17 protein-coding genes are annotated in these 22,921 nt (G+C 39.7%); 15 read left to right on the top strand and 2 right to left on the bottom strand.

Going from position 1 to position 22,921, the window contains the following annotated elements; all coding sequences use genetic code 11:
* Positions 1-18: 18 nt before the first annotated feature.
* Positions 19-885, bottom strand: coding sequence for a protease inhibitor I42 family protein (locus tag BP861_RS15850; protein WP_292376977.1), 867 nt, complete (start codon positions 883-885; stop codon positions 19-21).
* 703 nt (positions 886-1,588) lie between these two features.
* Here BP861_RS15850 and BP861_RS16155 point away from each other — a divergent pair.
* On the top strand, positions 1,589-1,882 hold the full coding sequence (locus BP861_RS16155; protein WP_394339186.1) for a formyltransferase family protein: 294 nt from the start codon (positions 1,589-1,591) through the stop codon (positions 1,880-1,882).
* Positions 1,866-2,066 (top strand): hypothetical protein, encoded by a 201-nt coding sequence (locus BP861_RS16150; protein WP_394339188.1) that lies wholly within the window; start codon positions 1,866-1,868, stop codon positions 2,064-2,066. Before BP861_RS16155 ends, BP861_RS16150 begins: the two co-directional genes overlap by 17 nt.
* Positions 2,067-2,368: 302 nt before the next feature.
* On the opposite strand, the gene BP861_RS15845 is transcribed toward BP861_RS16150, so the two are convergent.
* Positions 2,369-3,187, bottom strand: coding sequence for a helix-turn-helix transcriptional regulator (locus BP861_RS15845; protein ID WP_292376975.1), 819 nt, complete (start codon positions 3,185-3,187; stop codon positions 2,369-2,371).
* Positions 3,188-3,472: 285 nt separating this feature from the next.
* Here BP861_RS15845 and BP861_RS15840 point away from each other — a divergent pair, with 285 nt between their 5' ends.
* The 13 genes from BP861_RS15840 to BP861_RS15780 form a co-directional block, all read left to right on the top strand.
* Positions 3,473-4,195, top strand: a complete 723-nt coding sequence (locus tag BP861_RS15840) for a phosphoribosyltransferase (RefSeq protein WP_394339089.1) — start codon at positions 3,473-3,475, stop codon at positions 4,193-4,195.
* 446 nt (positions 4,196-4,641) lie between these two features.
* Positions 4,642-5,100 carry a Zn-ribbon domain-containing protein gene (locus BP861_RS15835; RefSeq protein WP_292376974.1) on the top strand — a complete coding sequence of 153 codons (459 nt, stop codon included), beginning with the start codon at positions 4,642-4,644 and terminating at the stop codon, positions 5,098-5,100.
* A gap of 481 nt (positions 5,101-5,581) precedes the next feature.
* On the top strand, positions 5,582-6,268 hold the full coding sequence (locus BP861_RS15830; protein WP_292376972.1) for an ArsR/SmtB family transcription factor: 687 nt from the start codon (positions 5,582-5,584) through the stop codon (positions 6,266-6,268).
* Positions 6,265-8,529: a CDC48 family AAA ATPase gene (locus BP861_RS15825; RefSeq protein WP_292376971.1), complete on the top strand. Its 2,265-nt coding sequence runs from the start codon at positions 6,265-6,267 to the stop codon at positions 8,527-8,529. Before BP861_RS15830 ends, BP861_RS15825 begins: the two co-directional genes overlap by 4 nt.
* 150 nt (positions 8,530-8,679) lie before the next feature.
* Positions 8,680-9,207, top strand: a complete 528-nt coding sequence (gene hsp20 / locus BP861_RS15820; protein ID WP_292376970.1) for an archaeal heat shock protein Hsp20 — start codon at positions 8,680-8,682, stop codon at positions 9,205-9,207.
* A gap of 54 nt (positions 9,208-9,261) precedes the next feature.
* Positions 9,262-9,759 (top strand): Hsp20/alpha crystallin family protein, encoded by a 498-nt coding sequence (locus BP861_RS15815; protein ID WP_292376969.1) that lies wholly within the window; start codon positions 9,262-9,264, stop codon positions 9,757-9,759.
* Positions 9,760-11,005: 1,246 nt separating this feature from the next.
* On the top strand, positions 11,006-12,118 hold the full coding sequence (locus BP861_RS15810; RefSeq protein WP_292376968.1) for a DUF1646 family protein: 1,113 nt from the start codon (positions 11,006-11,008) through the stop codon (positions 12,116-12,118).
* 1,208 nt (positions 12,119-13,326) lie between these two features.
* A complete protein-coding gene (locus BP861_RS15805) occupies positions 13,327-14,439 on the top strand; it encodes a DUF1646 family protein (protein ID WP_292376967.1) in 1,113 nt (370 codons plus the stop codon).
* Positions 14,440-15,482: 1,043 nt separating this feature from the next.
* Positions 15,483-16,595, top strand: a complete 1,113-nt coding sequence (locus BP861_RS15800) for a DUF1646 family protein (RefSeq protein ID WP_292377026.1) — start codon at positions 15,483-15,485, stop codon at positions 16,593-16,595.
* A gap of 465 nt (positions 16,596-17,060) precedes the next feature.
* Positions 17,061-18,347 (top strand): type III ribulose-bisphosphate carboxylase, encoded by a 1,287-nt coding sequence (gene rbcL / locus BP861_RS15795; RefSeq protein WP_292376966.1) that lies wholly within the window; start codon positions 17,061-17,063, stop codon positions 18,345-18,347.
* Between the two features lie 64 nt (positions 18,348-18,411).
* Positions 18,412-19,515 (top strand): L-threonylcarbamoyladenylate synthase, encoded by a 1,104-nt coding sequence (locus BP861_RS15790; RefSeq protein WP_292376965.1) that lies wholly within the window; start codon positions 18,412-18,414, stop codon positions 19,513-19,515.
* A 67-nt stretch (positions 19,516-19,582) separates the two neighbouring features.
* Positions 19,583-19,822: a hypothetical protein gene (locus BP861_RS15785; protein WP_292376964.1), complete on the top strand. Its 240-nt coding sequence runs from the start codon at positions 19,583-19,585 to the stop codon at positions 19,820-19,822.
* Positions 19,823-19,853: 31 nt separating this feature from the next.
* Positions 19,854-22,921: DNA polymerase II large subunit (locus tag BP861_RS15780; RefSeq protein WP_292376963.1), on the top strand; the 3,068-nt coding region annotated here is incomplete at its 3' end.

Below are 22,921 nucleotides of genomic sequence, written 5' to 3'. Positions count from 1 at the left end.
GGTAGATCTAACCAATATTTAGACAACTTCAATGTTAAGTGTAAAGTTTTCTTCCTCTCCGGTTACTTTCTCCCAGGGCCTTTTATATATTCCTGTTACTTGCTGGCTGCCTTCAGATACGGCTTTAATTTCCCATAAGCGGACCCCTCCTGCTCCAACAAGAGGTTGCCCGATTCCTTCAGGCTGCTCTGGAGGATAGTATTCTCCTGAGATATTATTGAGCCCCTGACTGAGATTAAGTTCCCATGAATAACCTGTTGTCGGGTTTTCCTTAAGCCTGAGGAAAAATGTGCTTCCATTTTCAAGACTTATACTTGTTCCGCTGTCAGCTTCGGTTATTACCTGTTGCCTCGGTGGCATAGAGCCAGAAGCTTCTTGAGGCACATTATCTATCGCCAGTTCAAAAGATTCGGTTACTCCGTTTACATTTACAGTGTAGTTTCCGGCTTTAAGGTCTCTGATTTCGAGGGGAATAGTCTCTGTAAAACTCTCTAAAGCTTGAGTACAGATCGCATCTCTCGGGCGTTTCGTACTGATATTGATATTGAAGACGTTTCCATCTCTTTCATTCTTTATTTCGTTAATTTCAGTACATCCGTCAGGAAGGTAGCCTTCTGCTATCACCTGTATCTGTACGGGAAAAGACTCAAGGGTAACAATCTGGATACTCTCTACATTTGCAGTACCATATATGTAATCGCCTCCACTAGCTCCCTGACTATTGTTTGTTCCATTGACTCCCTGACTATTATTTATTGTATTTCCCTGTTCGGTTTCGTTCTGTTCTTCACCAATACAGCCAGAAAAAATAACCATAAAGACCGCAAACAAAACTACTGTAATTTTTGTGTAATTCCAAACCTTATTGTTTGTTCCTATTTTCATTCTTTCCCCTCTTATTCTTCTACTTTTATTCTCTCTAATACGTTTATGAAAAATATATGCCTGTTTGGATTTATCCTTTGTTTAAGCTTCAGTTCTATTCGCAGCTTTGTAGGTCAGTTTTCATTTTTGTTTACTTAATTATATTGAGATCTTTTATGATATCAAATTTTTATAAATTTCTTTATAAACTTTTTTATATACAGATATCAATGAATATATTTAGTATTGTAGCACGATTGTTAAAGTTCAATTCTTATTTTTCATTACAAACTTGTGAAATTTATATATACTATTCATTTAATTGTTTATAACGCCGTTAACTCTACATTTTATGCTCATAAGTATCAATTTGTATTTTTCAAGTTTTAACGAGATAATTTTCGTAGTCAAATAGGAAAAATACTTAGAATTGGCATTCAAGAAGGCTCTAACTTGAATTTGCAGAAAATATCTAGTACAAGCACAGAATACAAGTCAAAAGAAGTGAGAAAATTAATTTTTTTCTACGAACTCAAGTAAAGATCCGGTGGTATTTAATTGAGAATTGCAGTTATTACGCAGGGTATTTCTAATATTTTTGAATTCATCATTGGATCAGGACATGAGGTAGTGGGAATTGTTGAGTGCTCTCGGGAGAGTGAACCGAATTCGTTCCTCAAAACAATAGGAGAGTTTTTTTGTAAGTGTCTATTACTCATTCACCTTGAATCCTTTAAATTTAAAAATTTTCTCTAAAAAACTGAGAATTCCCTATTATTTTTTAAGGAAAGGAGAAAATGAGAACCTTGAAAAATGGATGAAGAATCTACAGCCTGATCTCATAGTTGTATATTCTATGTCTCATCTCTTAAAGGAGAACATATTTAGTATCCCAAAATTTGGGACTATTAATATCCATTGTTCACATCTTCCCGAATACAGAGGGCCAGTTCCTCTTTTCTGGGAATACTATGATTATGTCCTGAATCCAAGAGTGACCTATTCATTATATAGATAAAGGCGAGGATACCGGAGATATCATTTTCCAGGAAAGGGTTCCTATCAGCTCTGGTGAAAAACTTGAGCAAGTTACTCAGAAATTATTTTTTACAGGAATAAAGTTGCTTTCAAAGACAATGGATACCATTGAGAAAGGAGGCGTTCCCAGAGTAAAGCATTCCTTAACTATACTCCAACGGTGAGAGCCAGAAAAATCAAACCTGATGAGTATAATGAACTCATAAGATGGAACGAGTGGGATGTTGGAAGAGTATTTCATTTTTTAAGCGGCACTCCAAAGTATCACTCCACTCTGCTGAAGAAAACAAGCTTGAACAAACTTGAGCTAACAATTAATATTTTAAATAAAGAAAAATGTAATGTTTCTGGATACGAAGTAGGAGAATTTTATAAGGAGAATTCAAAACGCTTTTTTGCTTGCAAAGACGGGAATATATATGTCAATCTTACTCTCTTATTTGCAAGTTTTCTCCTGGATTTACCCTTATATCTCCTGAGCCTGCTCTTTGTAATGCAGAATTAGATCTTCAGTCCATTTCAAAGCCGCAGGCTCGAATCCTATAATAGTTTCTTGGTCAAAAATCCCTTTCGAAGTAAGAAAATCAGCAGCCATGAAGCATTCGGTCTTAACCAACATAGCAATTTTTATCTCTTTCTTAGAAATAAAAAGTCTCCTTTTTTCTCTGGCCAGACAAAGTTTCAGTTCTTCTTCGAAATCGGTTTTCAGTCTTTCCCAGATTTTTCTTGTTACTACAAGGGTTATTTTGATATCATAGTCTTTGTTTGCTATAAATATTTCAGAAAATACTGGATGAAATATTGATGAATAAAAGACGATCTCTTTTGATTTTCTAATGTTCTCCATGAATATGGGGGAAGGCTCAAAGATATTATCAGGGTCAGGTTTAACAAGGAAGCAAGATTTTAATTCATTAAGCCTTTCCAGAAAGGGGTTGGGTAAGGCGGTGAGATCGCGGTCCTCCCAGTAATCCTTATTCTCCTCAATGACCATCAGAGTATCAAGCAGAGGCTCCATTTTTTCGACCACGATCTCCGCAAGAGGTGTTAGCCTGTACTCCCGGTCTTCCTGAAGAACTAAATGTTCATCCTTAAGTTTTTTGATTTGAGGGAGCATACCTGTAGAGGTAACGTTCAGACTGTCTGTGATCTCCTCTATCGGTTTTCCTCCTTTTTTGAGCAGGAGCAAAAGGTCTTTTCTCTTCTGGGACATAAAGAGGAGGTCTATTAGAGATTTGTCCATTAATTTCACTTTCCAGATCTTGCGCTTCTGCGAAAGATTCATTTTTCCTTCGATTTTTCAGAAAGGGTTTCTAAAGGAATTTGCTATTTCTATGAGAGCGACTTTAGAGATATTTGAAGTTAACTTTAGTTATATCATATCAATATAGAAAAAATTTCTAATATACTTTTTTAAGTATCCCTTTTTAATCTTATTCTGTTCTTTTTTAATCTTTTCCTGTGTTATCTTTGACAAGATAAGAAACCTTAAAGTCTATAACTAAATTATATAGCTCGAATATAGAGCCTGGGAAGTGATACTTCTTAATTGCTAGTATCCTTACCATGTGTGCGAATTCCGGATCATGGAGGACTTTGCATCGAATCATTCAAATGTGTGATTACAAACTGGGACTACATTTATAACTTGTGCCGAAATGTCTCTACTGAAATCAAACGTTCTGGATATGAACCGGATGTGATTATTGCTCTTGCAAGGGGAGGCTGGTTTGCCGGGCGAGTGCTCTGCGATTTTCTAGGGATTGATGACTTATCCAGTTTGAAAGTCGAGCACTACATAGGAGCCACGGCTATTGAGACTGGTGAGCCTTACATTCGATATCCACTTTCCGACGATGTGATGGGAGGAAAAAAGGTACTCATTGTAGATGATATCGTTGATACCGGAGAAAGTATGCTTAGTGCCAAGACTTACGTGGAAAGTCGCAATCCCACCGAAGTGAGAACCGCTACATTACAGTACTTGGGGAGCTCGAAAATTGACCCAGATTATGTGGGCGAACGACTTGAGGATTGGGCTTGGATTGTCTATCCTTGGAACTTCATGGAAGATATGATAAGCATCCTGACTAAATGCATGAGAAAAAACCCTAAAAAATCCTGGAATATTGAGGATCTTAAACACAGCCTTTACATAAACCATGATCTGGACTCTATTGTCTTTGAAGTCACCCAGCCAGGAAGGCTTCCTGAAATACTGGAAGAAATGGAGAGAGTGCGCAGAGTCAGTTCCGAGATCATCAATGGAAAGAAGCATTGGAGGCTTTTATAATAAGCTTTGTTATTAATTTTCTTCCTGAGCGAGCTAATAGCTTATATTTTCAACTGGAAAGACTGAAGGGATCTACAACAGAAGAAGATGTTTTTTACTTTTATTGGCTGGAGCTATATTTTTCGTTCAAAAGAAGGCGTTAAGCTGTAAATACAAATATACATATCTGTTCAGGATATCTATATTTAAAATATCCATAAAGCTATCACTGTAGCCACTTTGTATCTTCATTTAAATCTCAATCCAGAATAGCATGTTGATCTAAAATCCATGATACCAGAGTGGTCGAAAATCCAGGATAGCATTTTGATCTAAAATCCGAGTACATTATTATATTATTTATAATAAATTAATTCATTTCAACAAATTAATCCACTTATATTAATTCATTAACAACAAATTAATCACTATCTATTAATTAATCACTATCTATTACCGGTGAATTCATGCCCCACAGATGTACCAGATGCGGAACCATTTTTGAAGACGGAGATTCTGTCATCCTGAGCGGTTGCCCAAACTGCGGTTGGAATAAATTCCTTTATGTGAAAAAAGAATGTGAAGGTTCGGAAAATCAGGTAAGGCCTGCTCTGGAAGAACAAAAGTTGGATTTGGAATCCTCTCTGGATGAAGTTGTCAAAAATATTGATGAGGCTCTTGCCTCTGAACAGGAAAACACAAAGCAGGAACCAGAAGCCGAGAGGGAAACAGATGAAGAAAGAGTAGAGTCCGTAAGAATTCTTGGGCCTGGCTCTTACGAACTTAACCTGGACTCTCTCCTTGAAAGAAAAGAACTTGTTATGGCAATCCGAGAAGAAGGATCTTATGCTCTGCATTTACCTTCGGTTTTCAGCCAGCAAAAAGAAAAACCAAAAGAAAAACCAAAATCAAAAAAGCAGAAATAAACTTTAAATTCCCGAATTTCCCGGAGATTTCTTATCTAGATATTTTGAGAATAAATTCCGGATATCTTATTGATTAAAGCATAGAAACCTATGCTTTTAGCCTGAAAATATGATTAGCTTACCTTATTTTTGTTAATTTTCGTTCTAAACTTTTCCTTTAAATATTTCTCAATATATTATAGCTTTATTTTATATTTAGATTAATATAAATCTCCCACTGGCACTTTCTATTTTTTTATTTACGAAAGAAGTACGCTGTCAATGGATATATTTATATATCTTCAGTGCTAACTAAGGGTTACTATCTTGTGCATTCTCCTTTCCAGCTAGTCTTCCGGGCAAAGTTTCAGACAGGAATTATAAGAATTCCTGTTAGAATTTACTCAAGACTGGATACATTATAATCTAAAATAACAATCACAAAAAATCTGACATTATTGCCTTAATATTCCATAATTTATACGATTCTCAGAGGAAAATAATGGACTCAGCAAAATTACTTGACATCCTGGGGAATGAAAACCGCAGGAAGATTATTCAACTTCTTGCAAACCGCCCATGCTATGTCAGTGAGATCTCTAGCAGGTTGGGAGTAGGGCCAAAAGCCATAATAAGTCACTTAGGTTTACTCGAGCAGGCAGGACTTATAGAATGCAGTATAGATGAACAAAGGCGTAAGTACTTCAATATCGCAAACAATATGAGACTTGAAGTGTCGGTATCTCCATATGCCTATACAGTAACATTACACGATATCACTCTTGATAGGGAGAAACAAGAAGAATCTCCTGTGAAAAAGGAGATTCCTGCCGGGGAAGGGTCGTCAGCTTTCTTTCTTAAATTGAACAGCAGACTTGAGGAGCTCAAAATAAGGCAAGAAGAACTTGCACAGATGCAGCAGCAGCTCCAGGCGGAGTACACGGAAGTTATGGATCGTTGTCTGGACTCAATTGAAAAGGTTGCCAGAAATTCTGTAGAGTGTGAGCTCTTGTTTGAGCTTTTGAAAAATGAAACCACCTTAGCTACTCTATGTTACAACCTGCGCTTGCATCCGAGTATTATTAATGCTAACCTGATAGATCTTGCAGAGAGGGGTTTTATTGAGTATAGTATCAAAAATAACCAGTATTACTGGAAAATATGTGAGACTGGAGTTGAGAACGAATGATTGAGGAAATGAATTTGAGAGTTGCTGAAGCTTATCATAAGGACGTGGGTAGGGGAATTGCAAGGATTGACACCCGCCTTATGCAACAGATGGGGCTTGTAAGTGGGGATATAATTGAGATCTCAGGAAGAGCCAAGACCTACGCAATTGTCTGGCCAAATGTAGAGCGTGAACAAGAAAATCGGATCCGGATCGACGGAAACCTGCGCAGTAATGCAAAAGTGGGGATTGATGACAGGGTTACAATCCAGAAAGTCCAGGCAAAACACGCTCAGAGAGTTACCCTTGCTCCTTCTCAGCCTGTAAGACTTGTTGGAGGGGCTCACTATATTCTAAGAATTATTGAAGGAAGACCTTTGAACAAAGGTCAGCAGATCAGGGTGGAAACTGTAAATAATCCTCTGACTTTCGTGGTTGCATCTACAAGGCCAGCAGGACCTGTCGTTGTCACTAAGGATACAGAGATTGTCATCAAGGAAAAATCAGTTGAGGAGATCAAGGTTCCAGAAGGAATCTCATATGAGGATATTGGTGGGCTTAAACGGGAAATCCAACTTGTCAGGGAAATGATTGAGCTGCCGCTAAGACATCCTGAACTCTTCCAGAAGCTTGGAATTGAGCCTCCTAAAGGGGTTTTGCTTCATGGGCCTCCAGGTACGGGCAAGACAATGATTGCAAAAGCAGTTGCAAGTGAAACCGATGCCAATTTTATGACTATCAGCGGTCCTGAAATCGTTTCAAAGTATTATGGAGAAAGTGAACAGAAGCTTCGAGAAATTTTCGAGGAAGCCGAAAAGGATGCACCTTCTATCATTTTCATAGATGAGATTGATTCTATTGCTCCAAAGCGCGGTGAAGTCACAGGAGAAATGGAACGTAGGGTGGTTGCTCAGTTGCTTTCCCTTATGGACGGGCTTCAGTCCAGAGGTGAGGTAGTTGTAATCGCTGCCACAAACCGTCCTAACTCCATAGATGAAGCTCTCCGCCGTGGTGGAAGATTTGACAGGGAAATCGAAATTGGAATTCCTGATCGGAACGGTAGGAAGCAGATTCTTCTCATTCACACAAGAGGCATGCCAATTGAACAGGATGTAAGTCTTGGTGAAATTGCAGATGTAACCCATGGTTTCGTGGGAGCTGATTTATCTTCTCTGTGTAAGGAAGCTGCAATGCATGCTTTGAGAAGGATAACTCCTGAAATCGATATCGAAGAAGAAATTCCACAGGAAATTCTTGATAACCTTGTAGTCACCAAAGAGGATTTCAGGGAAGCCCTGAAGAATATCGAGCCTTCGGCGATGAGAGAGATTTACGTTGAGGTTCCGCACGTGGAATGGGATGATATCGGGGGACTTGAAAATGCAAAGCAGGAACTTATTGAGGCTGTAGAATGGCCTCTGAAGTATCCTGAAGTCTTCAGCACTATTAGTATAAAACCGCCCAGAGGGGTATTACTGTTCGGGCCTCCAGGTACGGGTAAAACCCTGCTTGCAAAAGCTGTCGCCAGTGAAAGCGAAGCCAATTTCATCAGCATCAAAGGTCCGGAGCTGCTTAGCAAATACGTAGGAGAATCCGAGCGTGCGATTAGGGAAACCTTCCGGAAAGCCAAACAGGCTGCACCGACAGTTATTTTCTTTGACGAAATCGATTCAATCGCCCCTCAAAGAAGTTCTGTCTCAGATACACACGTGTCCGAAAGAGTTGTCAGCCAGATCCTCACTGAACTGGATGGAGTAGAAGAACTCAAGGATGTGATCATTGTTGCTGCCACTAACCGGCCTGATATGGTAGATCCTGCTCTGTTGAGGCCTGGTCGCTTTGACAGGCTCATCTATATCAAGCCACCTGATAAAAAAAGCAGGGAGAAGATCTTTGAAATTCATACACAGGGAAAACCACTTGCAGAAGATGTAAATCTCTCCGAACTTGCTGATATGACTGAGGGGTACGTAGGTGCTGACATTGAGGGCATTTGCAGGGAGGCTGCAATGCTAGCCCTGAGGGAAATTGTCACTCCAGGAATTGGCAGAAAAGATGTCGAGAAAAGGGCAGGAGAAGTCCGGATTTCAAAGAAGCACTTTGAACGTGCAATCCGCCGTGTAAAGCCTACAACATCCAGGGAAAACCTTGCAGCTTATGAACGGGGTGCTGAACTCTTTGCTAAATACTCAACTGAGTTTGAAGAAGAAGCTTCCGAAGCTGAAGAGCAGGAAAAAGAAATCGAACATGAAAATGTTCCGGGTTTCTTTCAGGCTCAGTAAGCCCAATCCTTTATAGGCCGGCAAATACCGGTCTTTTACTCTTTAAGACTCACGACTACTAAAAAAATAATGACTAATTTGTATTAGCTGATTTAATTTATCTTAACCTGATAATTGTACAAATGGATAAACTAATAATGGGGTAATTATATGGATAGAGACAGGAAAACAAGAAGAGATTTTTTTGATGAAGTCTTCGGAATTGATCCTATTGGGGACGTGGACGAAATGTTCGAACGCCTCAGTAAGGCAATGGGTATGAGTGCGGAAAATTTCGGTCAGTCCCCTTTCATCTACGGATTTTCCTTAACCCAGAGACCAGGAGAAGAACCTGAAATCCGCGAATTTGGAAATATTCCTACATTTGAGCAGACCACAACCGGAGAAAAGAGTTATCTTGACATAAGAAAACCCTTGATTGATATACTGGAAGCCGAAGATACCATACATGTAATTGCTGAGATTCCGGGTATCGAGAAAGAAAATATCAGACTGAACGCAACTGATTTAATGCTTGACATCGAAACAATACATGGGAATCCGAAATATTCCGAACGTGTAGAACTGCCCGTAAAGGTGGACCCCCAGAGTGCAAAAGCTACATACAAAAATGGTGTGCTGGAAGTTACCTTTAAGAGGCTGGAATCCAGTTCCCGAACCTCAATAAGCATTGAGTGATATTCTGGAAATTACACTGTAAGTGTAACAGCACGAGGAAAAGCAGAGGTAATAATGGTGGGCACAAGAAAAAGAAAGGATTTCTTTGAAGATTTTGGACCTGAATTTTTTGATAACCTTGAAGATATTATCAACGCCCTCCTGGAAGATCTGGGAGAATCCGTCCCTTTCGTTTACGGATTTTCTATCATTCATCGCCCGGAGGTAGATCCCGAACTCCGGGAGTTTGGAAACGTTTCGGAACGTTTTGAAGATGAAGAGAACCTCTTCCCCTCCGAAATAAGAGACCCTTTAATTGATATCTTTGAAAGCGAAGAGCTGGTGCATGTACTTGCAGAACTCCCGGAGATTGAAAAAGAAGATCTCCTGCTGCATGCGACTGCTCAAAATCTCGAAATAAGGATTATTGGGACATCTGAATATTCACAGGATATAGAGCTTCCATCCCGTGTGGACCCTAAGAGTGCAAAAGCCAATTATAAAAATGGAGTGCTTGAAGTCACTTTCAGACGGTGTGCTGACGAAATTCCCGTTGAAATCGAAATTAATTGATGTCCAACAGATTGAAGAGCTGATTGAAGGAGTACCTAATAAAAACACACTGAAAACTGCTTGAAAATTGTAAGTGTAAAAGTTAAGTATTCAGTTCTGATAAACCATACGTTAAATACTAATTAAAAACATATAGTATGCAGCTCCTCTAAAAAAGAAGATACTGTTAGTTTAAACCAAGGTTATACCTTTTAATGCATACTATTTGTATATTCTATTTATGCTCTTCTACATATTTTTTAACCACTTTAATACTTTTATCTTCCGTTTTTAACTTTAATTTACTATTTGTGTCTTATTTTATAAGTTGCCCATATTTCGATTTTGATATGTTAATATACTGCTTTTTTGTAATACCTTCTCATATTTTATCTCAATATTCTATTTTCTTAATTTGGGTGTTGAAGCTCTCAACAATAACCGATCTAAATTATGGGGGTGTAATATAAATTCAAAAATATATATTTTATCAAATAATGCATCGCCTACTTAGTATAAATAAGATTCGATTGATTGTAAAAAATTATAACCAAAAAATCTGCGACTTCATGTTATAATTTTTATAATTGTGAATCTTTGTGTAATCATCCTTACTTTTAATATGAACAAAAGCAAAAAATATATACGCATGATTGTTTAACAGGGAATCTATAGTCCCGAAATAACAAAAAAGCATGTGTAATCGAGGACAAAAACTCAAGATATTATCTGGTTAGAGGAACTTGACTTCTCTACATTAGGACTAGAATCAATCTTGTGTGGAAGGTGCTAGATAACCGTGCAGTGATTCGAAAAATGTAGAAGGTCTCATCAGTAGAAGAACCCAATATTATGCGAATAAGGAAGATAAAAATGACAGAAATATCCCCCTTCAAGAGCCAAAAATACATCTAGATAAGGCTTCCATTAGGAAGTAAATTAAAAATCTTTCTCATACGCACAGATATTGAATTAATCTATGGAAAAATGAAGAGGCCGTTGTAAAGCTAAAGAATTCGGGGCTTTTCAGTATAACATTAGTTAATTTAAGGCATTTTGTAATCTACAGTGCTCACAATTAGTGATTTTACTTATCAATAAACAGTATACTTGTTACTTCTCCCATGTATTGACCAACTATTTTATCCTCTAAAAACAGAGCTTTAGGCCTTTAGAGGGCTCAAATGTATACAAAATAGTGTATAGGCTTACTTTCCAGTGAACACTATAGACTGCTATAGACTAAATAGTAAAGGAGGAATAATTAATGGGTCTTGAACCAGGAATTTTAGCTGGGTTTCTTGTAATATTTCTTGCCGTACTTCTAGGTCCTTTTAAAATAAAAATAATTGAAGAAAATCTGGAGGTCTTCCTGTTTGTCTGCGGAATTGCTGCAATGACAATTGCAGGTTTTGTCGAACTTCCGGGACTAGAAACAGGCTGGAGAATGGAAATAATTGAAGAAGCGTTGACTTCTCCGCTAAGTTCTTTACATATTGCCGGTATTCCAATAGGCATATTTCAGATCGTGCTTGTTGTCGGTTTAATCATCTATAAATGGCATGAGCCCATTCACAAAGCCATCAGGAAAATGGCTTCAGCGCTTTCCCTTAAGGTTATGGCTTTTATCCTTATTGCCGTGCTTGGTCTACTTTCCAGTGTAATGTCCGCTATTCTTGCGGCAATCATTCTCGTTGAGATGGTTAATGCACTGCCTCTCTCACGAAAATCCAAGGTAGACCTGACAGTCATTGCATGTTTCTCAATCGGCCTTGGCGCTGCTCTTACCCCTCTTGGCGAACCACTTTCAACAATTGCTATCTCAAAACTCTCAGGTGCGCCTTACCATGCCGATTTCATGTTTTTATTTAATATGCTTGGCCTCTATATTCTTCCAGGCATTCTTGTGTTCGGTCTTATTGGAATGTTCTTCCTTGGAAAAGTCGATATGAACGATCCCGGGATGAAAGCCGAAGAATATAACGAAACCTTGAAAGATGTCATTATGAGGGCTGTCAAGGTCTATCTGTTTATCATGGCTCTTACATTCCTTGGAGACGGTTTCAAGCCTATTATATTCGAATATTTTGCACAAATCCCTGCAACAGTCCTGTACTGGGTAAACATGGTCTCTGCTATTCTGGATAATGCTACTCTTGCAGCAGCTCAAATAGGGCCTAACCTTACTGAACCTCAGATTAAGGGTATCCTTATGGGGCTTTTGATTGCCGGCGGAATGCTGATCCCAGGAAATATCCCAAACATCATCTCTGCAGGCAAACTTGGTATAACCAGTAAAGAATGGGCAAGACTTGGAGTCCCCATGGGACTAGTCACGATGGCTATCTATTTTGTCATCATCTTTGTGTTTAAAATTTAAGCTCAAAATTGCTCATAAGTATAACTTGGGTTCAGTTTCAAGATCCAGTAGAGAAAATACACGCTAAATTACTGGATTTTGGAACTGGATCAGACTCTGCAAAACAGTATAAAATTGAGTCTATCTTACAGTATTTTCTTCAAATTCTATGGGAAACGAGTTTCAAGGATTTTTCTGGAGATTTGATAGTTTAGCGCTCCCTTATATTCAATTGGTATTGAACAAATTGGAAAAACGTACTGATAGGATTGATTTTATTTCTTAAAGCTGCCAGAATTCTTATTTTCAATTTGAAAACTCTTACTTGAATTTGAAGAAAATATACTTATTCGGTTAAGCTTCACAGTACTGTTTTTTATTGCAGACTCTCTATTATCGTTATCAGAAATCAAAATATTTAATTTACAGTTTTTTTTGTTTTGTAGTCATTAATTCTAGTGCTCAACTTGAACTATTTGTGATTTTTTCTAAATTTCATCTTCGCGTTAATTGTTTTTCTCTTTAATTAGCAAGTTTTTCTTCAATCTACGAGACTTAAAATTTACAATCCGCCGAAAAGCTTTCTAAACACATAAAAACGAAGAAAATTTATACTTGACAAAAATCTGAAACTTCTCTTCCACAGATATCTGATTGGAAATCCTCATGGGCTGTGTAAATTCTCAGATCTTCTACTCTATGAAAATATTAAATATATAATATCTCTTCCTCCTTACCGATTTTCCACATTGTGCACAAAAATGTCATCTAGTTTCTCAATTAGGCAGCAGCATAAATAAAATTCTACTTTATGAATTATTTTGTGGATAAATCGGTGAATGAAATCTGCATTGTATATTATAAATGTGGAATTATATATTTATTTGAACTAAAATTTTTGTACTTAATGTCAATTTTTGTAGATAAAACAATTTACAAAGTTAGCCAAATATATGAATTAATGCAAAGCTATATGATTTTCCCGAATTTTAGACCGAAAGTAATTTCTGTATCCATTAAAATGCATTATTGGTAAAGCTCCTTATAATATGTAAATAGACCCTATTTGTAAAAAATATAAAATTTATATTGAATATTAAAGACTAATATATTATTAAAGAATAAATAGCGCAAGTCTTTATAAGACTAAAACATTCTAGGCTCTAACACTGTTTAACAGTATGTTATTCAGACTTTGTGGTTTAATAATATTAGGAGGAAAAAAAGTAATGGCTCTTGAACCAGGTATTTTAGCTGGGTTTCTTGTAATATTTATTGCCGTACTGTTCGGCCCTTTTAAAATAAAAGTTATTGAGGAAAATCTGGAGGTCTTCCTGTTTGTCTGCGGAATTGCTGCAATGACAATTGCAGGTATGGTCGAACTTCCAGGCACAGAAACAGGCTGGAGAATGGAAATAATTGAAGAAGCATTGACTTCACCGCTTAATGCTTTAAATATTGGCGGCATTCCAATAGGTATATTCCAGATCGTGTTGATTGTCGGTTTAATTATCTATAAATGGCATGAGCCGATTCAAAACGCAATCAGGAAAGTAGCCTCAGCGCTTTCTCTTAAAGTTATGGCTTTTCTCCTTATTGTCGTGCTTGGTCTATCTTCAAGTGTAATGTCTGCTATTCTTGCTGCAATCATTCTTGTTGAGGTAGTTAATGCATTGCCTATCTCACGAAAATCCAAGATCGACCTGACAGTTATTGCGTGTTTCTCAATCGGCCTTGGTGCTGCTCTTACTCCCCTTGGCGAACCTCTTTCAACAATTGCCATCTCAAAACTCTCAGGTGCACCTTACCATGCTGATTTCATGTTCTTATTTAATATGCTTGGTAAATATATAATTCCAGGCATCTTTGTCTACGGTCTTGTTGGAATGTTCTTCCTTGGAAAAATTGATATGAAAGCCCAGGGAACAAAAGCCGAAGAGTATAACGAGACTCTAAAAGATGTCATAATGAGAGCTGTTAAGGTTTATCTGTTTATTATGGCTCTTACATTCCTTGGAGACGGTTTCAAACCTATCATAGTCGAGTACTTCATACAAATCCCCTCCGGGGTACTCTACTGGGTAAACATGGTCTCTGCCATTCTGGATAACGCCACTCTGGCAGCCGCTGAGATCGGACCAGCTATGAGTGAGTTACAGATAAAGAGCATCCTTATGGGACTTTTGATTGCTGGCGGAATGCTGATTCCAGGAAATATCCCGAACATTATCTCTGCAGGCAAACTTGGTATAACCAGCAAAGAATGGGCAAGACTTGGAGTCCCCATGGGCCTTATTACGATGGCTATCTATTTCGTCATCATCTTTGTGTTTAAAATTTAAGCTCAAAATTGCCCATCAGTGTAAATAGGATTCAGTTTCAAAATCCAGTGACAAATTCAAAAATAAAATTGCTGGATTTTGAAACTGAATCTTGATTAAATCTTTTAAGCAATAAAACTGTAAAGAAATGGTTACAGTTTTATTGCATTATCTTCAAATTCGATGGAAAAAGCAGCTCTATAAATTTTCGTCACATCTATGAATTATTAGGATTTTAAAAACATATTAAAATATTTACCTAATGCCATAAGTATAGGATGTAAATTATTGTATATTCCTTTACCTTATTGCATATTCCTTTACCGGAAAAATTTCCATCGAATTTGATAAAATATATTTTTCGTTAAGTATTGCATTTATTCTCATTCAGTATTTTTAAGATCACAATGAGGTGCCCAACATTTAAGCTTTAATTATAAATTTGTAAATCCCCTACATCCATCCCTAAGTTCATTACGCCTTTTCTATAATCGTTACTCTGATTTCTAATGCTCTGCTTTTAAATCTCGCATAGTCTCGAACAAGGAAAAGGCTGAAACCCCTTGGTTGAATTGACAATTGAGTGACTCTCCAGAATCTGGTTATTATCTTCCAATCCTTTCTACCGACTGAGAAAAATAGTTTACTTGAATCTAACAAATGCATAGACAGAACCAGCTTGCTCCAGATCAAGTGCCATAAGCTCTGCGTGAAAAGTGCTGTTAGGATATTAATTGAAATGGTTCTGGAAAGCTTGCTTGTTTTGTATATATGTAAAGTTTGCAATGTCGATCTAAATATTAAAAGTAGCTTCTGCAAGCTCCGGTAACGGATTTTCTTTTAACCCCCCCAGTGTAAATTAAACTTAAAGCTCTTTTTCGACAACCAGGACATTAAATTGAATATAAACGGAATTAATATATTATTAGATCATATATTGTAGGCTAATATATGACAAAGTAGGTCATCTTAATGACCAGATACTTGAGACTTTGTAGTATTCATCAGTATATAAGTCTCCCCAGGCAATCTATAATCCAGAAATTACCAGAGGAGGAAAAATGATGGCTCTTGATCTAGGAGTTTTAATAGGATTTCTTGTGATATTCCTGGCCGTGTTGCTAGGACCTTTTAAAATACATGTTATTGAAGAGAATCTGGAAGTATTCCTTTTCATATGCGGAGTGCTTGCAATGACTCTTTCAGGTTTTGCGAAGATTCCAGGCGTAGAGACGGGTTGGAGTTTGGAGATAATCAAAGAATCACTAACTGCACCACTACATGTTGGAGATATAGCCGGCATACCAATAGGTATATTTCAGATTGTGTTAGTTGTCGGCTTGATTATCTATAAATGGCATGCTCCGATTCATAAAGCAATCAGAAAATTGACTGATATGCTTTCAGTCAGGGTTCTGGCTTTTGTTCTCATTGTTGTCCTTGGCTTATCTTCAAGCGTGATGTCGGCTATTCTTGCGGCAATTATTCTTGTTGAGGTGGTTAATGCGATGCCTCTCTCAAGAAAAGCCAAGGTAGACCTGACAATCATTGCATGTTTCTCAATCGGGCTTGGCGCTGCTCTTACCCCTCTTGGCGAACCTCTTTCGACAATCGCTATCTCAAAACTTTCAGGTGCGCCTTACCATGCTGATTTCATGTTCTTATTTAATATGCTTGGTAAATATATTCTTCCAGGCATCCTTGCTTATGGTATTATTGGAATATTCTTCCTTGGAAAAGCCGATGCAAGTGAGCATGAAATGGAAGCTGCAGACTATAACGAGACTGTAAAAGACGTCATAATGAGGGCTGTCAAGGTCTATGTGTTTATTGCAGCACTCGTATTGCTTGGGGAAGGATTCAAGCCTATTATCTTCGAGTATTTTATTCAGGTCCCGTCTATGGCTCTTTACTGGATTAACATGGTCTCAGCCGTTCTTGATAACGCTACTTTAGCAGCTGCTGAGATCGGGCCTATCCTCAGCGAATTCCAGATAAAAAGCATACTAATGGGACTTCTAATATCAGGTGGAATGCTGATCCCAGGAAATATCCCGAATATTATCTCTGCAAGCAAATTGGGTATAACCAGTAAAGAGTGGGCAAGGCTTGGATTACCTCTTGGACTTGTCTCGATGACCGTATATTTCGTTATACTGTTTGTATTCAATATCTGACACGTAAAATGTGCCCCTTTAATTTAGTACAACAGTTAAACCAAGTAATAGTTTCGAGTGAATGAGAAAAAGCCTAAGAGACATGGAAAGTTTATGTATTAGCTAAATTCGAAAAATAAACTCAAAAACCACTACATCCCCAAAGTGAAGAGTAAAAATTTACCTTAAATTTGAAGGAAAATATCTTTTGCTCTTCACTATTTTAAGTGGATAACTCAAAATCTTAAATTTACTTTTTATTATATTTTTTGAGATTTGTTATCCACAACCTTTTTTATATTTAAGGAAATGCTTTATTTTTATTTTCTTCGTGCATTTTTCTGTTTTTCAATCCAGATTCGCTCCTTCAAGTAAATAAGTTTTTATTTACGTTCAGCTACTTCCTTCAATCAGGAATATAATTCTGTTTAGCATATTTCAATGTATTTTATTTGGAGATTAACCTATTCAGTTAGGAGGAAGACAATGCGAAGGGACTATATAGATACGGGTTATGGCCCAAAGGATACCGATCTGATATGTGAATTCCATATCGAACCGACAGCAGGAGTTAATTTTGAAGAGGCTGCAACCCATATGGCAGGGGAAAGCTCTATAGATTCCTGGACTGAAATTGTCACACTCAGTCCCGAACTTGCAGCCAAGCTGAAGCCTCATGTTTTTTATGTAGACGAGGACACACAGACTGTAAAGGTAGCTTATTCGGAAGATCTCTTTGAACTTGGTTCGGTCCCGCAGGTGCTCAGTGCGATCGCAGGAAATATCCTGAGCATGAAAGTTGTTGACAATCTAAGGCTGCAGGATATTGCTTTTCCTAAGTCGATGATCCGTGAGTTTAGAGGTCCTGAATTCGGGTTGCCAGGAATCAGGGAACTTACAGGTGTGCAGGACAGGCCTCTAATAGGAACTATTGTCAAGCCGAAAGTTGGATTGACTTCAGAAAAGCATGCTGAAGTGGCTTATAATTCCTTTGTAGGCGGCTGCGATCTTGTTAAAGATGATGAGAATCTAACGGATCAGAAATTTAACCGTTTTGAAAAAAGAGCCGAACTCACCCTGAAGCTTGCAGAAAAGGCAGAATCTGAGACAGGAGAGCGTAAAATGTATCTCTGCAACGTTACTGCCCCCACCTGTAAGGAAATGATCCGCCGTATGAACTTCCTCAAAGACCTTGGTGCCAGCTATGCGATGGTAGATATCGTACCTGCAGGCTGGACTGCACTTCAGACCCTTAGGGAAGAAGCCGGAGATGCGGGAATTGCTCTCCATGCCCACCGATGCATGCATTCGGCCTATACCCGTAACCCACGCCACGGGATAAGCATGCTTGTCGTTGCCAAGCTCTGTAGACTGATAGGGCTTGACCAGCTTCACATAGGTACAGTTGTCGGGAAGATGCACGGAGAAAAACACGAAGTTCTATCTCTCAGGGATGAGTGTGTGCTCGACAGTGTGCCTGCAGATGAAAGCCAGCACGTCCTTGCCCAGGATTGGGGAGGGTTGAAGCCCATGTTCCCGGTTGCATCAGGAGGGCTTGCCCCTACTATGATTCCTGACCTGTACACTATCTTCGGAAGGGATGTTATTATGCAGTTCGGCGGTGGAATTCATGCACATCCTATGGGTACGGCAGCCGGAGCCACTGCCTGCAGGCAGGCACTTGAAGCAGCCCTTGAGGGTGTTACCCTGCAGGAATATGCGAAAAATCACAAGGAACTCGAGGTTGCTCTTGATAAGTGGCTGAAGAAGTAATCCGGCAAACGAATAGCAGGAATAGTTATCACAGGAATAACAATTGAAAAGGAGTTTATCCCCTGTGCAAGCAGAAAACGGAAATAAAGTAAAGACCCTGGTTTTTCGGGTTTCCGAAGAAAATTTTGATGCCGTCCTTGACAGGGCGGCAGTGATCATCAAAAATGGCGGGACTGTAGCCTTTCCCACGGAAACGGTTTACGGGCTTGGAGCTGACGGCCTTAATCCAGAAGCAGTCCTGAAGATTTTTGAGGCAAAAAAGCGCCCTCCTGCAAATCCCCTTAGCTTGCTTGTTCACTCAAGGGAAGATGTTGAAAGGGTGGCAAGAAACATTCCGAAAAGTGCTTTCAGGCTAATGGATGATTTCTGGCCTGGTCCTCTTACGATTATCCTGGAAAAAAACGAGATTGTTCCCGATATTACCTCCGGAAAACTAAAATCAATAGGAGTACGCATGCCTGATCATAGAATTCCTCTGGAACTCATACAGAGAGCAGGTACTCCTCTTGCGGCTCCTAGTGCCAATCTGTCAGGAAAGCCAAGTCCCAGCCTTGCAGCCCATGTCATATCGGATCTTACAGGCAGGATTGATGTGATTCTTGATGGAGGAGAAGCTTCCATAGGGCTTGAATCAACTGTAATTGATATGACTGTCGAGCCGCCTGTTGTGCTCAGGCCTGGAGCCATAAGTGTTGATGAGCTTGAAAGCGTTATAGGAAAAGTGAGGTCTGGATACAAAAGCGGCGAAGCTGGTGACGAATCTAATCTGCCGGAAAAGAAGGCAGGTCGGAAATACGGGCATTACACTCCTGATACAGAGGTCGTGCTTGTGGAAGGAGAAGGAAAATCTGTTTCAGAAAAGCTTATCAAATTACTTGATAGTTACAGAAACGAAAGTCAGAAAGTAGGGCTCCTTCTCAGTGAGGAAACCAGTGAAGAAATCGCAGTTTTCCTTGCTTCGGAAAATCTGGGTTCAGCTGAGTGCTTTTTACTGGGATCGAGAAAAGAGCCGGAAGTGGCTGCCAAGAAACTCTTTGAAGGGCTCAGAAAGCTTGATAAGAAAGGGCTTGATGTAATCGTAGCCGATGGGTCTTTCAGCCGTTCTGGGCTTGGGGAAGCTCTCATCAACCGACTGAGGGAAGCGTCCTCCATAAAGATTATTGTTTAAGCTCAATTGTGATGCAGAAATGCAGAATTAATGCAGAATTGCAGATTTAATTAAATGTTTGAGAGGGATGGTTTTGAAAGCAGAAAAAAAGGAAAATCTGGTGAAATTGCGGGCTTACAAAAAAGTCGTAGATCAGAACAAAAAAATAAATAAGATTAACCTGGTAGTGCTGGCTGCAGGCCTGCTTTTAACAGTTCTGGGCATGGAGAAGGTAGGAAATTATATTATCTGGGTAGGCATTTTTGTCCTTTTTGTAACCTCAATTTCAAGCATTCTTGCATCCGGATCTCTTCGCAGGCCGAGATAATACCAATTTTTCTTTTTAAAGGGGCTTTTAAATGGGCGAAACAATTGCAAGTAAGGAAATGCATGAATACTTCGACGAACTTGAAGTAAGGCTCAAAGAAGCGATCAAGATCGCGAATACAGCTCGAGCTCGTGGAGGAGACCCAAAGCCCATTGTGGAAATTCCCCTTGCCAAAGATCTTGCGGATAGGGTTGAGAACCTTATAGGAGTAGAAGGAGTCGCTGTAAAGATCCGAGAACTTGAAGAAAAAATGTCAAGGGAAGAATCTGCTCTCGAAATCGGGCGTCAGGTAGCAGAAGGAGAAGTGGGGAACTTTGCAACAAAAAAGGATGCAGTTGAAGCTGCGATCCGGGTTTCCATGGCTGTCATCACAGAAGGAGTGGTTGCAGCCCCGATTGAAGGGATTAATAAGGTAGAACTGGGAAAGAATGACGATGGTTCCGAGTATATCCGGATTTTTTATTCCGGGCCTATCCGGAGTGCAGGCGGGACAGCCCAGGCCCTTTCCGTGCTCGTTGGTGATTACGTAAGGCGTGGGATAGGAATTGACCGCTACAAGCCAAGGCCTGAGGAAGTAGAGCGTTATGTAGAAGAGATCGTTCTTTACAAGAGAGTCGCAAGCCTGCAATACATGCCTTCGGAAGACGAGATCCGCCTGATAGTCGAGAATTGCCCTGTCTGTATTGACGGAGACCCAACCGAAGAAGCTGAGGTTGAAGGGCACAGAGATCTTGAGAGAATAGGGACAAACCGCATCAGAGGGGGAATGTGCCTTGTGCTTGCCGAAGGGCTCGCCCTTAAGGCCCCCAAAGTCAAGAAACACGTTAACAAGTTGAACATGGACGGATGGGACTGGCTGGATGTCCTCATAGGGGGTGCAAAAACCGGAGGCAATGAAGAAGATGAGCAGAAAAACAAGATCAAGCCGAAGGATAAGTACATAAGAGACCTTATTGCAGGCAGGCCGGTTTTTTCCCATCCTTCAAGGCCAGGAGGGTTCAGGCTCCGCTACGGACGTTCCAGAAACACTTCTTTTGCAGCTGCAGGAATTAATCCATCTAGTATGGTTCTGCTTGACGATTTTGTTACTAACGGAACTCAGCTCAAGGTTGAAAGGCCTGGAAAAGCTGCAGCCATGTCTGCCGTAGACTCGATAGAAGGGCCAACTGTGCGCCTTCGTTCCGGAGACCTTGTCCGGGTAGACGATATAAAAGAAGCTTATGAGCTTCGCTCACAGGTTGAGGTAATAGTAGATATCGGGGAGATCCTGATTAATTACGGGGACTTCCTGGAAAACAATCATCCTCTCATGCCTTCACCTTACGTTTTCGAATGGTGGCATTACGACTATGAAGCAGCCTGCCATGAAACAATACCTGAAGCCGAACTGAAAGACCCCTCAGCAGCTCTGGTTCTCAGGCTTGCAGAGGAATATGATGTCCCTCTCCATCCGAAGTTTACGTACCTCTGGCACGATATAAACCGAAGTGAATTTGAAGTTTTAAGGAAGTTTGTGGCCGAAAATGGAGACTTTTCAGTTGAAAATGGCATTCTCAGGCTGCCCCTGAAAACCTGCGTGGAAACAGGTATCAAACTCGTACTTGAAAAGCTCCTTGTACTTCACAGGGTAAAAGCTGACACAATCATGATCGAAGAAGCTCTTCCTTTTATTTTCTGCCTTGGGCTTGACTGCGACCTGAAAGAGAAAGCCCAGGTGCCTGATACCGACAATATGGTGGATGCTGCAGCGATTTTAAGCGGGTTTAAAGTTTTCCCTAGAGCTCCTTCGAGAATAGGGGCAAGGATGGGAAGACCGGAAAAATCCGACCTGCGAAAGATGTCTCCTGCAGCTCAGGTTCTCTTTCCCATAGGTAACGCCGGAGGAATTACTCGAAATCTCGTATCTGCTTCAGCTTATTCGGCTTCCATGAATGGAAAAATCGGCGAAATTGAAGTAGAAATGGGAATCAGGGAATGTCCTGCTTGCGGGAAAGAGACTTATTTCTGGCGCTGTGACTGCGGAGAATATACTAATCCCAAGTTCTCCTGTCCACGTTGTAAAATTGATATTAGGGGAGCTGAAACCTGTCCAAAATGTGGTAGAAAGCTAACTTCCGTTGCAAATGTTAAACTGGATTTTCGTTCAATTTATAAGCAGGCCTTTGAGAATGTAGGAGAAAGGGAAAAAATGGACCTCATCAAAGGCGTAAAACGGCTTATGAACGGGCAGATGACTCCCGAACCTCTGGAAAAGGGAATTTTACGGGCGAAACATGATGTCTATATTTTTAAAGACGGAACTGTCCGCTATGATATGTCAGATATTCCACTTACACATATCAGGGCTGACGAAATCGGGATAACAGCAGCTAGGCTACGGGAACTCGGTTATCTTGAGGATATTTACGGAAATCCCCTTGAAAGAGACGATCAGGTTGTCTGCCTGAAGGTCCAGGATCTTGTTATCTCTTATGACGGGGGCAAGTATATGCTGCGTACCGCACAATACGTGGATGACCTACTTGTGAAATACTATGGGGTTGAACCCTATTACAATGCCGAAACAATCCAGGATCTTGTAGGCGTACTGCTTATCGGGCTTGCTCCGCACACCTCTGCAGGCGTGCTAGGGCGTTTAATAGGATTTACGAAAGCTTCAGTCGGTTATGCTCATCCTTTCTTTCATGCTTCAAAACGTAGGAACTGTGATGGGGATGAAGATTGCGTAATGCTTCTCATGGATGGGATACTTAACTTCTCAAGATCTTATCTTCCTGATAAAAGGGGTGGGAAAATGGATGCTCCTCTTGTACTTACTACCAGAATCGATCCCAAAGAAGTAGACAAAGAGGCGCATAATATAGATGTGATTGCAAGATATCCTCTAGAGTTCTACAAGGCTACTCAGGAAATCAAAAATCCCACAGAACTTGAAGGTATTATGGACTTGGTGAGTGGTCGACTTGGAACCCCAGAGCAATACGAGCATTTAATGTTTACACATGATACTACGGATATTGCTGCAGGCCCGCTTAATTCTTCGTATAAGACTCTTGGAAGTATGATTGAAAAAATGGAGGCTCAACTTTCTCTTGCTAA

The sequence above is a fragment of the Methanosarcina sp. UBA411 genome (assembly GCF_002495725.1).
GTDB lineage: Archaea > Halobacteriota > Methanosarcinia > Methanosarcinales > Methanosarcinaceae > Methanosarcina.
This window is presented reverse-complemented; position numbering and strand designations above follow the sequence as displayed.